General features: G+C 70.1%; 13 protein-coding genes. 4 read left to right on the top strand and 9 right to left on the bottom strand.

Annotation, left to right across the window (positions count from 1 at the left end):
• Window positions 1-20 precede the first annotated feature (20 nt).
• The 4 genes from coaD to GTY96_RS29020 are packed head-to-tail and all read right to left on the bottom strand — an operon-like array spanning window position 21 to window position 3,204.
• On the bottom strand, window positions 21-503 hold the full coding sequence (gene coaD, locus GTY96_RS29005; RefSeq protein ID WP_143909065.1) for a pantetheine-phosphate adenylyltransferase: 483 nt from the start codon (window positions 501-503) through the stop codon (window positions 21-23).
• Window positions 504-550: 47 nt separating this feature from the next.
• Window positions 551-1,108, bottom strand: coding sequence for a 16S rRNA (guanine(966)-N(2))-methyltransferase RsmD (gene rsmD / locus GTY96_RS29010; protein ID WP_143909063.1), 558 nt, complete (start codon window positions 1,106-1,108; stop codon window positions 551-553).
• A gap of 10 nt (window positions 1,109-1,118) precedes the next feature.
• A complete protein-coding gene (locus GTY96_RS29015) occupies window positions 1,119-2,162 on the bottom strand; it encodes a hypothetical protein (RefSeq protein ID WP_143909061.1) in 1,044 nt (347 codons plus the stop codon).
• A 46-nt stretch (window positions 2,163-2,208) separates the two neighbouring features.
• Complete coding sequence (locus GTY96_RS29020) at window positions 2,209-3,204, bottom strand: cation diffusion facilitator family transporter (RefSeq protein WP_143909059.1); 996 nt, start codon at window positions 3,202-3,204, stop codon at window positions 2,209-2,211.
• A 113-nt stretch (window positions 3,205-3,317) separates the two neighbouring features.
• On the opposite strand from GTY96_RS29020, the gene GTY96_RS29025 reads away from it, so the two are divergent.
• From GTY96_RS29025 to typA, 3 genes are all read left to right on the top strand, one after another.
• A complete protein-coding gene (locus tag GTY96_RS29025) occupies window positions 3,318-4,907 on the top strand; it encodes a sigma 54-interacting transcriptional regulator (RefSeq protein WP_161666438.1) in 1,590 nt (529 codons plus the stop codon).
• Window positions 4,904-5,824 carry an alpha/beta fold hydrolase gene (locus GTY96_RS29030; protein ID WP_143909054.1) on the top strand — a complete coding sequence of 307 codons (921 nt, stop codon included), beginning with the start codon at window positions 4,904-4,906 and terminating at the stop codon, window positions 5,822-5,824. Before GTY96_RS29025 ends, GTY96_RS29030 begins: the two co-directional genes overlap by 4 nt.
• A 165-nt stretch (window positions 5,825-5,989) precedes the next feature.
• Window positions 5,990-7,840 carry a translational GTPase TypA gene (gene typA, locus GTY96_RS29035; RefSeq protein WP_143909052.1) on the top strand — a complete coding sequence of 617 codons (1,851 nt, stop codon included), beginning with the start codon at window positions 5,990-5,992 and terminating at the stop codon, window positions 7,838-7,840.
• A 69-nt stretch (window positions 7,841-7,909) separates the two neighbouring features.
• Here the strand turns inward: typA and GTY96_RS29040 are convergent, their stop codons facing one another.
• Window positions 7,910-9,175 (bottom strand): PKD domain-containing protein, encoded by a 1,266-nt coding sequence (locus GTY96_RS29040; protein ID WP_161666439.1) that lies wholly within the window; start codon window positions 9,173-9,175, stop codon window positions 7,910-7,912.
• A 6-nt stretch (window positions 9,176-9,181) separates the two neighbouring features.
• The gene (locus GTY96_RS29045; protein ID WP_143909048.1) at window positions 9,182-9,982 is read right to left on the bottom strand and encodes a hypothetical protein; all 801 of its coding nucleotides are present in this window, start codon (window positions 9,980-9,982) and stop codon (window positions 9,182-9,184) included.
• 254 nt (window positions 9,983-10,236) lie between these two features.
• Here GTY96_RS29045 and GTY96_RS29050 point away from each other — a divergent pair, with 254 nt between their 5' ends.
• Window positions 10,237-11,079: an AraC family transcriptional regulator gene (locus GTY96_RS29050; protein WP_161666440.1), complete on the top strand. Its 843-nt coding sequence runs from the start codon at window positions 10,237-10,239 to the stop codon at window positions 11,077-11,079.
• A 22-nt stretch (window positions 11,080-11,101) separates the two neighbouring features.
• Here GTY96_RS29050 and cglE read toward each other — a convergent pair whose 3' ends face one another.
• The 3 genes from cglE to GTY96_RS29065 all read right to left on the bottom strand — a co-directional run bounded on the left by cglE (window position 11,102) and on the right by GTY96_RS29065 (window position 14,255).
• Entirely contained in the window at window positions 11,102-11,701 is a 600-nt protein-coding gene (gene cglE / locus GTY96_RS29055; protein WP_143909082.1) for an adventurous gliding motility protein CglE, read from the bottom strand.
• 164 nt (window positions 11,702-11,865) lie between these two features.
• Complete coding sequence (locus GTY96_RS29060) at window positions 11,866-13,914, bottom strand: TonB family protein (RefSeq protein WP_161666441.1); 2,049 nt, start codon at window positions 13,912-13,914, stop codon at window positions 11,866-11,868.
• 56 nt (window positions 13,915-13,970) lie between these two features.
• Complete coding sequence (locus tag GTY96_RS29065) at window positions 13,971-14,255, bottom strand: hypothetical protein (RefSeq protein ID WP_161666442.1); 285 nt, start codon at window positions 14,253-14,255, stop codon at window positions 13,971-13,973.
• Window positions 14,256-14,387 lie beyond the last annotated feature (132 nt).

A 14,387-nucleotide genomic window follows, 5' to 3' on the forward strand; every position in this document is an offset into this window, starting at 1 on the left:
CGCTGCGTTGCCCGCCTGCCTTAGGGCTTGGGACCGAACTTCTTCTTCAGGCCCGCGTAGACGTTCGGGGGGACGAGCCCCTCCACGTTCCCTCCGAAGGTCGCGACCTCCCGGACCAGCTGCGAGGAGATGTAGAAGTAGTCCTCCCCCGTCATCATGAAGACCGTGTCGATGTCCGGCGCCAGCTTGCGGTTCATGTTCGCCAGCTGGAACTCGTATTCGAAGTCCGACACCGCGCGCAGCCCCCGGATGACGACGCTCACGTTGCGCTGGTGCACGTAGTCCACGAGCAGGCCGTGGAAGGAATCCACCTCCACCCGGGGATCCTTCACCGCGTCGCGGATGAGCTCGATGCGCTCCTCCTGGCTGAAGAGGGGCGTCTTCTTCGGGTTCACCGCGATGGCGACGATGAGCCGGTCGAACATCTTCAGGCTGCGCTGGATGAGGCTCAGGTGCCCGTTGGTGAGCGGATCAAACGAACCAGGATAGATGGCAACCGGCATGGGTGTCGGGGAGTCTCGGCCGGCCCACGGGGCGGGTCAAGGGCACGTCACGGCGCCCGGTAGAAGCTCACCAGGGTATCGCCGAACCGGCGCTGGTCCTCCCGGCCGAGCCCCGCATGGGCGTCCGGGGCCGCTTCCCGCTTGTCGTGCTCCACCACCACCGTGCCCCCCGGCGCCACGACGCCCGCGGCCACCACCGCCTCCAGCACCGTCTCCACCACGCGCGCCGCGTAGGGCGGATCCGCGAAGACGAGCTCGAAGCGCTCCCCCTGCTTGCCCAGCGCCTCCACCGCGCGGGCCACGGGCTGCGCCAGGATGGACACCTGGGCCGCGAAGCCCAGCGCGTCGGTGTTCTTGCGGCACAGGGCCAGCGCCTCGCGGTCCTGATCCACCAGCACCAGCCTGCCCGCGCCTCGCGACAGGGCCTCCAGCCCCAGCGCGCCGGTGCCCGCGTACAGGTCCAGCACCGCCTGGCCGTCCAGGAACTGGCCCAGCATGTTGAAGATGGTTTCACGGACCCGGTCCGCCGTGGGGCGGATGTGTCCGGACGACGGCTTGGGCCCTGTCAGGGCCCGGCCCTTCGCGCTGCCTGCAACGATGCGCATGGGCGCCCTTCTAGCCCAGGTCCCCGCCCGCCTTCGCGAGGAACGCCATCGCCACCCCAGCCGACCGGTGCGCCCCCAGCGCCGACAGCACCTCCGTGGCCTCCGTGAAGGACAGCGCCTCCAGCGTCTCGCGCGAGGCGGGCGTCAGGGGCGGCAGGCCCTCCTCCAGCACCGACAGGAGCTCCCCGGCCGGCATGCCCGCCGCCTGGGCCCGCGCCACCACCTGCTCGCGAACCTCCGGCGCGAAGGCGCGCAGGGCCAGGGGCCCGAACGGGCCTCCCCGGTCCACCTTGCGCACGCCCACGGCCACGTAGCTGGAGACCCCGCGCGAGGGCCCCGCCGACACGTCTCCCACCGCCACCGCCACGCCCTTCTCCGCGGCCACCTCCACCACCCGCCGCAGCAGCGCCACGTCCACCTCGCCCTCCCCCAGCTGGGCCTCCGACACGCGCAGGAAGCGCGGCGGCACCCGCCACTGGGCGAGCCCCTCCAGCAGCGTGCCGCACGCGTCCAGGAGCCCGCCCGCGGACACCTGGGGCGGGGAGACCTCCAGTGAGAGCTCGCGCTCCTTCAGCGGGCCCACCAGCGCGTTCACCGCCTCCACCGCCTCGTAGGAGGTGAGGCGCGACAGGTCCAGGGACACCAGCGCGAAGCCCGCGTCCACCACCCGGAAGAGCCCGTCCTGGAGCGCGTCCAGCACATCCGCGTCCGTGGAGTTCACCCGCACGGGGCCGGCCTGGAGGAACAGGGGCCGGGTGTGCTCCGCCTCCCGGGCGGCGGCGTGCACCGCCTGCACGAAGCGCTCGGGAGCGCCCCGGTCCGCCAGCGGGTGCGGACACGCCAGCCCCAGCACCGCGTCCTCCGCCCGCGCCGCGCCCAGCAGGCCGGGCAGCGCGCCCTTGGCCAGCACGGGCAGGCACGCGAGCGCCGTGGGCGTGGACTCCAGCGCCCGCAGCAACTCGCGCGGATCCAGGAAGGGCACCCGGGAGCCCGGGCCCACCCGGGCCACCACGTTGCCCGGCCGCAGCGACAACACCTTGTCCAGCACGCTCATAGGAGCCGCCGAGGATCCCCGCCCCGCGCGCCTTTCGCAAGCAGCGTCAGTGCACCTCGCCCAGGTGGGCGTAGGACTCGCTCTCGATCTGGATGGTGGTGTGGTCGATGCCGAAGCGGTCGAAGAGGTCGTGCTTCACGGCCGACAGGATGTCGTCGTTGTTGCAGACCATGGGGTCCGCCACCACCAGGTGCGCCGACAGCGCGTACATCCCGCTGGAGATGGTCCACACGTGCAGGTCATGCACCGCCTGGACCCCCGGCACCTTCCCCATGAGCGTGCGCACCTGCTCCAGGTCCACGTGCGCGGGCACCGCCTCCAGCAGCACGTCCACCGCGTCCTTCACCAGGCGGATCGCGCCCACGACGATGATGACGGAGATGAGCACGGAGATGATGGGGTCCACCACGTACCAGCCCGTCCACCACATCACGCCCGCGCCCACCAGCACGCCCACCGACGACAGGGTGTCCCCCAGCACGTGCAGGAACGCGCCGCGCACGTTCATGGAGTGCGTCTGGTGCAGGAAGGCCAGCGCCGCCAGGTTCGCGACCAGGCCGACGCCCGCCACCAGCGCCATGGGCCCCAGCTCCACCGGCGCCGGCGTGCGCACGCGCTGCCAGGCCTCCATCAGGATGAAGGCGGTGATGAGCAGCAGCAGCACCCCGTTGAGCAGCGCGCTCAGGATCTCCATCCGGTAGTAGCCGTACGTCTTCTTCAGGTCCGCGGGCCGCCCGGCGAACCACAGCGCCAGCAGGCTCAGGATCATCGCGGACACGTCCGTCAGCATGTGCCCGGCGTCGGAGAGCAGCGCCAGCGAGTTGGTGAGGAAGCCTCCCACCGCCTCCGCCACCATGATGGTGGCCGTCAGCCCCAGCGCGAACAGCAGCCGCCGCCGGTCCTTGCGCCGCTCCTCCGCCAGCCCCCCCTTCCGGGGCCCGTGCGAATGGCCGTGCCCATGCGAGTGCCCATGGTGGGAATGGTCATGACCGTCCGAGGCGTCGTGCCCTGCCCTGCTGTGTGTATGTGGGGGTGCGCTCACAGGGAACCAGGGTATGCGAACAGCGCCGTCATTCGGACAAGAGCCGCTGGATTGATTTCAGACAACCCCGTAGATCCATTGTCCTGTTCCAGAACAGGGCGAGGACCGCGGGGATGGACTTCGAGAAGCATCAGAATCTGCACACCATTGTCATGTTGAGGGATGTCATCCGCAAGTGGTGGCAGGTGGAGCTGTCGTTCGCGGATCGCAACGGGCTGGTGCACGACTGGCAGCGCGGGGACTTCATCCCGCCGCCCAACGACTTCTGCCGCCACTCGCTGGGGGCTCGGGAGGGGATGCGGCGGTGTGCCCAGTCGGTGCGGGTGCTGCACGAGAAGTTCAAGGCGGCCAAGAACCTGCGCCGCTCGCTCTTCCACGACTGCCACCTGCGCCTGTCCATCGTGGGAGCTCCGCTCTACATCCGCAACGACTACGAGGGCTTCCTCTTCGTGGAGGGCTTCGCCCGGCAGCCGCTCACGCCCGGGGACGGACAGGTGCTGCTGTCGAAGATGCGCGACATCGCGCCGGGGGCGCTGCCGGACCTGGAGGGCGCGGCGGAGCGCGTGCCGGTGCTGGACGGCTCGGAGCTGAGCAAGCTGTCGGACCTCCTGGAGTTCGCGGTGACGGAGATCGCCAACCAGGAGGTGGAGCTCACTCGCAAGGAGGAGACCATCCAGTCCATGGCCTCCGAGCTGTCCAACCGCTACCGCTTCGAAAAAATCATCGGGCGCTCCGGGGCGATGAACGAGGTGTTCCGCCTGATGGAGAAGGTGGCCCACTCCGACTCCACCGTCCTCATCAACGGCGAGTCCGGCACGGGCAAGGAGCTGGTGGCGCGCGCCATCCACCACAACGGCCCGCGCAAGGACAAGCCGTTCGTCGTGCAGAACTGCTCCGCCTTCAACGACAACCTGTTGGAGAGCGCCCTCTTCGGCCACACCCGGGGCTCCTTCACCGGCGCGCTCAAGGACAAGAAGGGCCTCTTCGAGGTCGCGGACCAGGGCACCTTCTTCCTCGACGAGGTGGGCGACATGTCCCCGGCCCTCCAGGTCAAGCTGCTGCGCGTGCTCCAGGAGGGCACCTTCCTGCCCGTGGGCGGCACCCAGTCCCGCGAGGTCGACGTGCGCGTCATCGCCGCCACCCACAAGGACCTGGGCGAACTGGTGAAGCGCGGCGAGTTCCGGGAGGACCTCTTCTACCGCATCAACGTCATCCGCCTGCAGCTGCCCCCGCTGCGCGAGCGCAAGGACGACCTGCCCGTCCTCATCGACCACTTCCTGCGCAAGCACCACCGCGAGGGCCAGCGCGCGCGGGGCCTCGCCCCGGAGGCCCTGGGCATCCTGGGCGCGTACGCGTGGCCCGGGAACATCCGCGAGCTGGAGAACGAGATCGAGCGGCTGCTGGTGCTGGGGGGCGAGCTGGAGGTCATCCCCGCGGAGCTGCTCTCCAGCCGCATCCGCGACACCGTCGTCCCCGGCGGCGGGCCCTTCATCGCCCCGCGCGCGCACGGCAAGCTGCACGAGGCGGTGGAGTCGCTGGAGAAGGAGATGATCCACCAGGGGCTGGTGCGCACCCGCTACAACAAGAGCCGGCTGTCGCGCGAGCTGGGCATCAGCCGCTCCAACCTCATCCTGAAGATCGCCCGCTACGGGCTGGACAAGGGCCTCCCCGAGGGCCTGGACGCGGACGAGGTGGAGGCATGAGCGCCCACGGGCGGACGACCTCCTTCCGCCAGGACACGCTGCGGGTGCCCGACGGGGCGGACCTCTACTTCCAGGTCCGGGGAGACCACTCGCCCGCCATGGTGCTGTGCGACGGCCTGGGCTGCGACGGGTTCGCGTGGAAGTACCTGCTGCCCTATCTGGCCCGGCGCCACCGGGTGCTGCGCTGGCACTACCGGGGCCATGGCAAGAGCTCGGTCCCCACGGACCGCACCCGCATCGGCATGGCCTACACCTGCGACGACCTGGCGCGGGTGATGGACGCCGCGGGGATGGAGAAGGCCGTCCTCTTCGGCCACTCCATGGGCGTGCAGGTGGCCCTGGAGTTCCACCGCCGCTACGCCCGCCGCGTGGAGGGGCTGGTGCTGGTGTGTGGCAGCTACGGCATGCCGCTGGACACCTTCCACGACTCCACCCTGCTCAAGCGCCTGTTCCCCACCCTGCGCGCCGCGGTGGAGCGCTTCCCCCGTCACACCTCCCGCATCGTGCACGGGGCCCTCACCACCGAGTGGGTCATCCAGCTGGCCATCCGCCTGGAGATGAACCCGGAGCTCATCGCGCGCAACGACCTGGCGCCCTACTTCTCCCACCTGGCCCGGATGGACCCCGTCGTATTCGTGCGTACCCTGGATTCACTGGCGAACCACACGGCGGAGGACCACCTGGAGCACGTGGACGTGCCCACCCTGGTCGTGGCGGGCGAGAAGGACCGCTTCACCCCCGGCTGGCTGTCCCGGAAGATGGCCGAGCGCATCCCGGCCTCCGAGCTCCTGATGATTTCCGAGGGCACCCACACCGCCCCATTGGAGGTTCCAGGCTTGGTGGAACTGCGCGTGGAGCGCTTCCTGAGGGAGCGGCTGGGTGTCACGAACGCGGAACAAGGCCCGCAGGTGGGATAAGCGCCGAGCGGGCGAGCGGCTTGATTGTCTGCCTGCTGGACACCCGCGTTCATTGCAGGCGGGAAGCCCCCGGCATATAAGCCCCCGCCTTCCGGGTTCCGGTGGGATTGAGACTCCCCGTTCTGGGCGTGTCTCCTCGCACCTTCTTTCTGTCAGTTGGTCCGCATGATCTCTCGCGAAAACATCCGCAACGTCGCCATTGTCGCTCACGTCGACCACGGCAAGACCACCCTCGTCGACCACCTGCTCCGGCAGGCCGGTACCTTCCGCTCCAACGAGCACGTGGCCGAACGGGTCATGGACTCGAACGACCTCGAGCGCGAGAAGGGCATCACCATCCTCGCGAAGAACACCGCGGTCTCCTACAAGGGGATGCAGATCAACATCATCGACACCCCGGGCCACGCCGACTTCGGTGGCGAGGTGGAGCGCGGCCTGCGCTTGGTCGATGGCGTCATCCTGCTGGTGGACGCGGCCGAAGGCCCCCTGCCCCAGACGCGCTTCGTGCTCAGCAAGGCGCTGGCCATGGGCCTGAAGACGGTGCTGGTCATCAACAAGATCGACCGCCAGGACGCCCGGGCCAAGGACGTGCTGGACCTGGTGTACTCGCTCTACATCGACCTGGGAGCGGACGAGCAGCAGCTGGAGATGCCCGTCCTCTACACCATCGCGCGCCAGGGTCAGGCCTCCACGTCGCTGGAGGTGCCGGGCAAGACGCTGGAGCCGCTGTACGACGCCATCATCAAGCACATCCCGCCCCCGCCCGCGCCGCCGGTGGACCAGACGACGCTCCAGCTGCTGGTGGCCAACCTGGACTACGACGACTACGTCGGCCGTCTGGCGGTGGGCCGCGTGCAGGCGGGCCGCATCACGCCGAACATGCCGGTGTCCATCGTCCGCGAGGGCGGGAAGATCCAGCAGGGCAAGGTCGTGAAGCTGTACGGCTTCTCCGGCCTGAAGCGCGCGGAGATCGCGGACGCGGGCCCGGGTGAGATCGTCTCCATCGCGGGCATCGAGGAGATCTCCATCGGCGACACCATCGCGGACTTCGAGAAGCCCGTGGCGCTGCCGCGCATCACCGTGGATGAGCCCACGATGATGATGATCTTCAAGGTCAACGACGGGCCGCTCGCGGGCAAGGAGGGCAAGTTCGTCACCTCCCGCAACCTGCGTGAGCGCCTGTACCGCGAGGCGTACCGCAACGTGGCCGTGCGCGTGGAGGACACCGCGACCCCGGACGCGTTCCGCGTGGTGGGCCGTGGCGAACTGGCGCTGGCGGTCATCATCGAGAACATGCGCCGCGAGGGCTACGAGCTCACGGCCTCCAACCCGGAGCCCATCACCAAGACGGTGGACGGCCAGGTCCACGAGCCCATGGAGCTGCTCTTCTGCGACGTGCCGGAGAACAGCGTGGGCGTGGTGACGGAGCGCCTGGGGCCCCGCAAGGGCCGCATGACGGACATGGCGCCGCTGGGCTCGGGCCGCACCCGCCTCCAGTTCCGCATCCCCGCGCGCGGCCTCATCGGGTTCCGCTCGGAGTTCCTCACCATCACGCGCGGTGAGGGCATCATGAGCAGCCAGTTCGACGGCTTCGAGCCGTGGTTCGGCTACATCCCCAAGCGCGCCAACGGCGCCATGGTCTCCGACCGCCTGGGCGACACCGTGCCCTACGCGCTGTTCAGCATCCAGGAGCGCGGCCAGCTCTTCGTGGGCGCGGGCACCACCGTGTACGAGGGGATGATCATCGGCGAGAACGCGCACCCGTCCGAGCTCAACGTCAACTGCTGCCGCGAGAAGAAGCTCACCAACATCCGCGCCGCCGGCCGCGACGAGAACGTCATCCTCGTCCCGCCGCGCGAGATGGGGCTGGAGAAGGCCCTGGAGTGGATCGCCGACGACGAGCTCGTCGAGGTGACGCCCAAGTCCGTGCGCATGCGCAAGAAGGCGCTGGCCGTCGGCGAGCGCTACCGCGCCGAGCGCGACCGCAAGCGCGAAGAGCGCAGCGAGGCGGAGTGAGGGCTTCACGGCTCCGCTGAGAAGGTTCGAGGAGGCCGTTCCCTGACCCGGGGACGGCCTCTTCTTCGTTCAGGGCAGGTCCTGCTTGAACGAGGCCCAGGACACCACCACGTCCTCGCCGCGCGCGTCGCGGCCATGCAGGACGTCCAGCACCTGCTGGATGTCGGGCGTCACCTCCTCCGGGTGCACCGCCACCGTGCCTCGGAAGCCGCCGCGCTCCAGCGACTCCTCGACGACGAGCGCGCGCTCCCAGGGCATCCGGGTGGACAACCGCTGGCGGTCCACCCGCACGAGGATGCGCTCGACCTCGGTCCACGTGACGGCCTCCGCGCCCCGCGGGATGACGACGGAGACCTCGCTGCGCCAGCCGCCGCCCCCCTTCTCCGGCCGCCACCGGGACACCCTCAGCTCCACGCGCGGAGGCAGCTCCGGGAGCGCCGCCGGACGGACGCTCACGAAGGCCGTGGCGGCCCAGGCCACCTCCACGTCCGGGTCCGCGTCCGGCGCCGTCCGATCCCGCACGCGCACCGTGAAGCCGCGCGGATCCATGCCCTCGGAGGGCGCCAGCGCATAGCTGTGTTCAAGCCGGGGCCCGGATGTCTCCTCCAGGGCGCCGTCCCCCAAATCCCAGATGTACCCGGTGAGGGAGGGCGCTCCTCGCGGCGTCTGGACCTCGAAGGTGAAGGTCGCCGGACCGTCCTGCCGCGCGCGGATGCGCGGCGACTCCCGCCCGGCGTCGGGCTCGCAGGCCCGCACGTCCAGGAGCACCGTGCGCTCCGCCAGCACCCCGACGCGGCGGCCTCCAAGGTCGCGGCAGAGCTGGAAGCGCACCGGGTAGAGCCCCGGCGTCGACGGCGCGGGCCAGTCCAGCCCCGGCCCTGGCTGGAGCGCGGCGCGGCCCTCCTGCGTGGGCCAGACCCAGCGCGTCACCATGCCCGGCTCCCGGCGCCCCCCCACCCTGGCGAGGACGCCAACGGTGTCCCCCGCGCAGACCCAGGGACGCTCCGTGTCGAGTTGCTCGATGAAGGCCGACGAGGCCACGGGCTCCCAGACCTCCCCCAGGACCCGGGCGAGCCGGGCGTCCTCCGCCGTGCCTCCATCGGCGAGCACGGGCACGGCGAGGGACAGGCGCGGGGTTTCGGAGCCGGGCGGTGCGGGAGGCGCGTCCGGGGCCTCCACCTCGAACGGGAGGGTCGGTGACGGTCCGGCGACGGTGCCGTCGGGCGCATCCAGGCCCGCGAGCAGGAGGCTCCCCGCGACCACGCCACCGGCCGCGAGCACCATGCGCGTGCGGGGGCGCAGGCCCGGCTCCTTCAGGGGCGGAGTGGAACGCATGGCGCGCTAGAAGCCGAAGCGGACGAGCCGCCCGCGATACGGCGTGGAGTTGGGCCGGTACCACTGGTTGTCCCAGCCCTTGAACTCCACGTCATCCAACAGCCGCTCCGTCTGGCCGTTGAAGGTGACGGCGTTGATCAACGGCGCGCCCGTGGAGCCCACGTTGCGAGCAACGAGCCGGTTGCCCGGATCCAGCGCCTCCTGCTTCCCCTGGGAACAGTCGTCCACGTAGCAGCCGCCCCGGTCGCACGACGACAGGGTGTTGTACGTGCCGTGCTTGTCCCGGGCCATGTAGATGCGCGGCGCGCCCCGGAACACGGAGGCGTATTCCAGCTGCGCATAGCCGTACCAGGCGGAGGAGTCACAGAACGTCTCCAGGTGCGCGGACAGGAACGCGGCATCCAGGAGCCACCTCCCGTCGGAGAAGTGCACCTCCAGCACCTGGAACTCGCTGTCGCCGTCATGCGCGTCCACCAGACCGCCGAGCACCCCTTGGTCCTCGTAGAGGGCATCCATGTAGAAGATGCGCAGCGTGCGCAGGGCGAAGGACTGGGACTTCACCGCGAAGTACGGCCGGCGGCCCGCGCCCCGCTCGTTCCGGGCAATCCACAGCGACGGCATGAAGGCGGCCGCCACCTGGAGCTCGCAGTCGTCGTTCAGCCCGTCGCCGTCCGCGTCCGCCCCGGTGCCCCAACACGTGTCCCCATACGGAAGCGTGATGCCTTGCGCGAGCGAGGGGGTGGACAGCAGGGACACCACCAGCGCCAGCACCAGCGCACCCGCGCGGGGACGGACAACAGGAGTCATGAACACACCTGGCAAGGTCGTCGAGGGACCGATCCAGGGTGCGCACACGCGAGAGGGGACTGAATCCGGCCCGGAGTCGTGCCTCGTGTCCGCCGTCAGTCGATGCGCGAATCGAGCACGTCCGCGCCGTGCTTCGCGGCGCGGTGCCCCTGCTCCCACCGCCGGTGCGGCCCGCATGCGCCGAGCGGAATGGACCCGCTAGCATCCGACCGCCGGACGTGATGACACCGGTCCGGGCAAGGAGGTGGAACCCCGTGGAGTCGAACGCTGGCAGCCCCCGGGGCCTGCTGTATCCCCGTCCGGATCCGAGGCACTTCGAGCACATGCGCGTCCTCGCCTCGGAGGACCTGCGCCCCTGGGTCGAGCATTTCTGGGCCGTGCGCTGGGACCTGCGGGAACAGCCCCCGTTCCTCCAGCAGAACCTCCCTCATCCGGCCGTGCACTGGGCCTTCCAGGACGGCACGTCGCGCATCGGCGGCCCGCACTCCGGGCGCTTCAGCATCCTCCTGCAGGGGCTGGGCGGCGTGTTCGGCATCAAGTTCCGGCCCGGGGGCTTCTTCCCCTTCCTGAAGACCCCCGTGTCCGTCCTCACCGGTCGCACCGTGGCGCCGGCCCAGCTGCTGGGTCCGGAGGCGCGTGAACTGGAGGTGGCCATCCTCGCCACGAACGTCACCCTCGACGCGGACCGCGAACGCATCGCGCTGGCGGAGGCCTTCCTGCGTGCGCGCAGGCCCGCGGAGGATCCGAACGTGGAGCGGGTGTGGGGGCTGCTCACGCGCATCCAGCAGGACCGCACGGTGACGAAGGTGGAGGACCTGCTCCTCTCCGGAGGCCCGGGCCTGCGCACGCTGCAGCGGCTGTTCAACCGCTACGTGGGCGTGAGCCCCAAGTGGGTCATCCAGCGCTACCGGCTGCACGAGGCCGCCGAGCGGCTGCGCGAAACGCCTCCGCCAGACCTGGCGGGACTGGCGCTGGAGCTGGGCTACTTCGATCAAGCGCACTTCATCCGCGACTTCCGCCGGGTCGTGGGCTGCCCGCCCGCCGAGTACGCCCGGCGCGCGCCTGGCCCCGTCCCACCGGCGCCGCGCACCCCGTGAGGTGGCGGTCCCGGGCGGGCGCTCAGAACGTGTACTTCACGCGCGGGAACAGCGCGAACGTCGCGATGTTCGGCCCGATGATGTAGCGCGCGAGGAAGTCCGCCCCCACCGAGAAGTGGTCGAGGGACGTCGCGTACTCCACGCCCACGCCCACGCCCGCGTTGAAGGCGTTGATGGAGCGGCCCGGGTCGCCCTTGTCGGGATCCACCGGCGTCGGATCCAACCGCGTGTAGCCCGCGGCCAGCTTGGGCGTCAGGTAGAAGCGGTTGGCCAGCCTCACGTGGTAGGCGGCCGTCAGGTCGCCGAAGGCCACCGTGAAGTTGTCCGACAGCGCGCACACGTTGGAGTCCGGAAGGAACCCCGCGAAGCAGTTCTGCGCGGAGGCGCCCAGCGCGAAGTGGGCCCCCAGCGACAGCCGCTCCGTCAGGTCGTAGCCGATGCCCAGCTGCAGGTAGGTCTGCGCGTTGGAGTAGTTGTTCGCGCCGCCCAGCGTGAAGAACACACCGACGTCGGTCTCGGTGAAGAACCCCTGGCGCGGCTGGAACTCCACGCCCTCCGGCGGAGTGGCCCCCAGGGCCGGCGTCGCCAGCGCGAGCGCGGCCAACAGCAGCGACTTCCTCACGACTCCTCCCGTCACGGTTGCCCTCCTGCTCCCTCGCACGCCGAGGAGCAACGGACGGACAGTAGTGATGCCGCGCACGAAACGGCAGCGGGGAAAAATGAAAATGGCGTGGACCGTTGCGTCCACGCCACTTGGGTCTTCCACTCGACGGCTTCCGGCCCGCGCTACTCGGCCGCGTCCGCGCCCGAGGGCGAGAACAGCCAGGGGTACGTCACGTTCACCACGCCGCCGCCCTTGGGCTCCGGGAACTTCCAGCGGCGGATGCGGGAGATCATGCACTGCTCCGCGGGGCTGCTGCCCAGCGTGGACTCCGACACGCTGGCGTCCGCCACCGCGCCCGCCGGGTCGATGGTGAAGGCCACCGCCACCTTGCCGGCCAGCGCCGGGTTCTTGTTCAGCTCCGACTCGTAGCAGTACTTGATCTCGTTCTGGTGCCGCCGGATGACCTTCGCGATGACGTCCTTGTCCAGGCCGCCAATCACCGTCGTCTTGCCGGGGATGACCTTGGTCACGGACTTGCCGCGACCGCCCAGGTCGATGCCACCCGAGCCGCCCGTGCCCCGGCCGTTGCCCTGGGTGCCCAGGCCGCCGATGCCCAGCGCCGTGCCACCACCGCCGTTGCCGGTGCCACGCGAGCCCAGGCCGCCCACGCCGTGCGCGTCACCCATGGCCGCGCCGCCCTTGAGGCCGCCCAGCGAGTCGTTGATGCCGGTGCCAATGCCGCCCGGACCGAACACGTCCGACGCGCCGCCCCTCATGCCCTTGAGCGCGCCCAGCAGGCCGACCTTGCCCACCATCTGGCGGTCCTTCTCCTTCTTCGACTTGTCCACCACCGGCGTGCCCGGCTTGGAGGGCGCGGCCTCCTCCTGCTTCGCCTCCTGCTTGCCGAACTTGCCCTCCTCGTCCTTGGCCTTGGCCCCCTCCTCCACGCCGGAGAGCTGGAGCTTCTTCGCCTCCACCTTCTTCTCCGGGGCGATGAGGAACTTGGCCACGCGCTGCTGGGATTCGAAGACGTCGTCCGCGGACTTCGTCTCCGTGTGCGGCGTCAGCAGCATCGCGGTGACGAAGGCCGCCGCCGCCAGGATGCAGATGGAGGCGATCTTGAAGAAGCCGAAGTCGCGATCCGAAAGCGACGTCGCCAGGATGGCCGGAGACGGCTTCACGTAGCGCATCACGAACGCGACGGTGCCCAGCGACACCTCCGCGCGGTCATGCAGGCCCAGGGTGAAGCGCTGCTCCTGCTCCGCGGAGGCCGCGTCCAGCTGGCCCGCGGCGCGCAGCGCGTCCTTCGTGCGCACGTCCCCGTTGTTGGTGACGAACACGCCCGAGCCCGCCGGAGCGCGCAGCTCCAGCTTGTCGCCCTTGCTCACCGCGAGCACGTGGCGCGCGCCCACCTGCGGCACGAACACATGGAAGGCGTTCTTCTTGCCCTCGCCGATGGTGACCGGGACGCCGTCCTTGAAGTGCTGGACCTCCAGCATCTGGTCGCCCCAGAGCAGCGACACCTGGAGCACCTTCGCGTCCGGCGTGGGCTGCGCGTCCCTCGGCAAGGGCTCCTGCAAGTGCGGAGGAGGCTGCGGCCTGCGCGCCGCGGCCACCGCCGGGGGTGTCTGCCTGCGCGCCGCCGCCGGAGGCGCCGGAGGGCCGAACACCGGGGTGGGCGCCACGTTCGTGGCCACCTGGGTGCCCATCGCGCCCGAAGCAGCGGAGCGCGGCGTCCCCACCGTGCCCACCACGTTGGACGCGGGGGCCGCGCTCATTTGAGCCCGGGGAGGCGCAGGCGCGTCCCGCCGCACCGGAGGCGCCGCCTGTGGGGCCTGGGACGGTGGCATCACCGGACGCTGCTGGAACATGCCGGGCTGCGCCACCGCCGCGGCTGGAGCCACCGGCCGGGGCGCGTCACCGAAGAGGACCTCCACTCGCGACGTGCCCACCGTGAGCACGTCCCCCGGCTTGAGGGCCGTGGGGATGACGAGCTTCTGTCCGGAGACCTGCGTGCCAGCCTCGCTGCCCAGGTCGATGGCCATCACCGAGCCATCGTGGTCCACCTTCAGCATCACGTGGAGGTTGGACACCCGCGGATCCTGAATCTTCACCGCCGCCTGGGCGCCCGACCCCACGATGACACTCTCCGCCTCCGAAACCGTCTCCTGGATGGAGCCGTCCGGGGTGGTGATCCGAAGCGTCAAACCGTTTTTTCTCGCCGCCGCCATGAAGTTCTTCCTTCTTCCCTTCCCGTCCCGAAAACGTTCAACGCCGCCTGAGCCGTCTAGAGATTGTCCGCCGACTTCTGCAGTTCCGGGTCGAAGTTCTCCCGGACCTTGATGAGGCTTTGGAAATCCGTCTTCTTGCGGTTGAGCACGTAGGAGCCTTCCGGCTTGGTGAGCTCGCCCTCCACCGCCACGTCCGTGAAATCAATCACTGTCTTCTTGCGATACACGGTGCGGTCCTCTTCCTGGATGACCTTCACCGAGTCCTTGCCCTGGTCCTGAGCGAGCGCCGGGCCGGCGCCCAGCCCCCCCACCATCATCACCGCTGCCAGCAGTCGCTTCATGTGCAGTCTCCCGTTGGCCCGCTTCGCGATTTCCAATGCAGGGCTCGCACCAACTCCAAGCCCCTGGATTCTATGGGAGCCGCCCGGCCGCTTGCACGCGGGGGGCTGGAGGAGAGAAGAAAGTTCTCGTCC

The organism is Corallococcus silvisoli (assembly GCF_009909145.1).
Taxonomy (GTDB): domain Bacteria; phylum Myxococcota; class Myxococcia; order Myxococcales; family Myxococcaceae; genus Corallococcus; species Corallococcus silvisoli.